The sequence below is a fragment of the Azohydromonas aeria genome, assembly GCF_009760915.1.
Classification (GTDB): Bacteria; Pseudomonadota; Gammaproteobacteria; order Burkholderiales; family Burkholderiaceae_C; genus Azohydromonas; species Azohydromonas aeria.
The window spans coordinates 1-2,787 of the sequence record NZ_VIDQ01000172.1; the positions used below are offsets into that span (position 1 = coordinate 1).

At 62.3% G+C, this 2,787-nt stretch carries 2 protein-coding genes and 1 pseudogene; all 3 read left to right on the top strand.

From position 1 onward, the window contains the following. Positions 1-125: 125 nt before the first annotated feature. Positions 126-380 (top strand): tyrosine-type recombinase/integrase, encoded by a 255-nt coding sequence (locus FJ694_RS36195; RefSeq protein ID WP_259373199.1) that lies wholly within the window; start codon positions 126-128, stop codon positions 378-380. Positions 381-384: 4 nt separating this feature from the next. Beyond that, positions 385-2,463, top strand: coding sequence for a tyrosine-type recombinase/integrase (locus FJ694_RS36200; RefSeq protein ID WP_232540389.1), 2,079 nt, complete (start codon positions 385-387; stop codon positions 2,461-2,463). Between the two features lie 22 nt (positions 2,464-2,485). Beyond that, positions 2,486-2,787: pseudogene (locus FJ694_RS36205) on the top strand (Tn3 family transposase); the annotation flags it as partial.

Below are 2,787 nucleotides of genomic sequence, written 5' to 3' on the forward strand. Positions count from 1 at the left end.
GCACGCGTGGCCGAGCTCACGCCACGGCTGTGGAAGCAGCACTTCGCCGCCAGCCCGCTGCGTTCGGCCTTGCACGGCGTGAGCGTTTAGGCAAGGACGCCGCGCAGCGGCCGCTTACGGCCAAGCTGTTTGCTCGTGCTTGCGATCGAGCACAGATCCGCGTGGCCTGGCTGACCCCACACAGCTTGCGGCATACCCATGCGACGCGGATGTGGGATGCCGGCATGCGTGAGTTGACCCTGCAACGCCGCCTCGGTCATGCCTGCCCGGAATCAACAAGGATGTACACGAGGATCTCGGACCGTGCCGTTGTCGATGACTATCGACGTGCCATGGGGCTGAGAGAAGAACAAGGCGCATCGCTGCCCAACAGGAAGTAGCGCTATGGCTACGACAGCCCGGCTCAGAACCTCGGAAGCGAATCTTCAAAAACCATCAGGTTTGCATGCTCAACATTGCCCACAAGAAGAGTATGAGGCGCTCATCGAACAGTTTGGTTTAGCCGACCATGGCTACCAGCGAAAGGTAGCGGCACGCCGCTTCGTGTCGAGGTGGCCCGACTTGATGGACTGGATGAAAGCGCCGCTTGCAAGGCGTGCTTCCGTGCGACAGACCAGTGCGCGGCAAGCTCCAGATGCACGGCTGTCCCAGAAGGCCTTGGGGTACCTGATGTACCTTGGGATTCGTGGCTATGCCAAGTTCGACTACCCGTGGCTTCTGGTTGCCAGACCGCTGTTCCTTCCAAAACTCACGTGGCGTCTGGATATCGACCTGGGAATCGAACAGCTCAAGGCAGAGGCCGTACGGCTTGGCTTCAGCCGCATATCGATTGATGTGATCGTGCGCTGGGCCGTGACGCGTCTTGCCCTCCACACAGGCGTTATGGACGTCAGGCACGTCACAGGCGACCAGATCGAGGAATTCAGGGTCGCCGTGCAGAGCTTCCTGCATCGATCTGACGTACTTGACCTTGTGCCGTGTCCGCCGGAGACGTTCGACAAGTTCAAGATGGAATGGCCCATGCGCGTCAACCAGTTGGGCTTGCTCCTGTTCCACCGGGGGCAGATTGACGCAGAGCCGCGCAAGAAGATGGTCAGCATCAAGGTCCGTGAGCCTACACCGCCGAAGATGCAGGCCATCGTCGATCGTTGGCTGGCGGTGAGGCGCACCACGGATCGGCCTGACGGGCCGAAACACTTCGACGTGGCGCTCTACCGGTTCATGGTCTGGCTGGGGCGCAATCGACCCCAGATCAAAACCTTTGCCAAGGTACGGCGCGACGACGTGTTGGCCTACATCGAGGCGCTGTCGCACCAGCCCACTCCTCGTACAGGACAGCCACTGGCCGCCCTTGGACGCCGTGCCCACATCACGGCACTCGGACAGTTCTTCAGCAACACCGCTGCATGGGGCTGGCGTGGCGTGCCGGGGTTCCCGCTGCTGGGGTTTGGTGACTGCCCTCGCATGCCCATGCGCGTGCCCCGCTTCATCCCCACGGACGAGCTCGCACGCCTCATGGCTGCGGTGGCGCATCTGCAGTGCCCATACCAGCGCACCGCGTTGCTGATCGCTCGGTGGACAGGTGCTCGCAAGGGCGAAATCCAGCGGTTAGCCGTCAACGATCTTGATCAATACCCAGATGGCACCCCGCGGCTTCGGATTCCACCGGGCAAGACCTATAAGGAGCGAATTGTGCCCTTGCACCATGAAGCCGCCGATGCCCTAAAGGACCTGATTGCGCGGCGCGAAGTGGGTGCGGAGCGGCCACTTCGAGATCAGCTCACGGGCGTGCCCACGCGGTACGTCTTCATGGATCATGGCCGGCTTCTCTCATGCGCATACCTGTTCCAAGTGGCGCTTGCCATCGCATGCCGGGAAGCCGGCCTGCTGGATGCTCAGGGCCGTCCTACGATCAGTGCGCACCGCTTCCGCCACACCGTAGGTACCCAGCTGGCAGAGAGAGGTGCCAAGCTGCACACGATCATGAGCGTGCTCGGACATAGCAGCGCCTCGATGTCCATGATCTACGCCCGGATCAGCGACAAGGAAGTACTTCGGGACTACCAGTCCGTGCTATCTCCAGGTGCCGTTATTGCTGGCCCTGGCGCTGATCTCCTGCGCAGCGGAGCCCTGCAAAAGAGCGCTGTTCATTGGCTCAAGTGCAACTTCTTCAAAACCGAGCTGGAGTTGGGACATTGCCTTCGCCTGCCCGAGGAGGGACCATGCGAGTGTGATCTGTACCTGACCTGCGCCAAGTTCGTGACCACGCCTGCCTACGTTCCCCGACTGAAGGAACGGTTCAAGCTTGAGAAGGTGCTGGCCAAGGACGCTGTTGACCGCGGATGGCCGAACGAGCAGCGTCGACATCTCGCAGTCGCTGCGCGGATTGAGCAACTTCTGCGCGATCTCGACACTGGATCGGCAAGCCGGCGCGGCCGCGGGCCACGACCTGACAAGCCATGAAGAATGAAATTCTTGACTTGTCCACATAAGGACTGACGCTGCGATGGGCATCGCGAAGGTCTTGGGGTTCGACCTGTGTCCGCGCCTGCGCGACCTGGCGGAGCGAAAACTTTTTCTGCCCAGGCCATTCCTCATTCCCGACGAGTTGGACGCCGTGACGGAACGGCGCGTTTCCCTCAAGGCCATCGAGCGCGGCTGGCCGGAGCTGCTGCGCCTGGCCGCGTCCATCCGCAGCGGCCGGGTGTCGGCGGCGCAGGTGATGCAGCGCTTCGGGTCGGCGGCGCGGGGCGATCCCGTGCACCGGGCCGCCGAGCATCTGGGGCG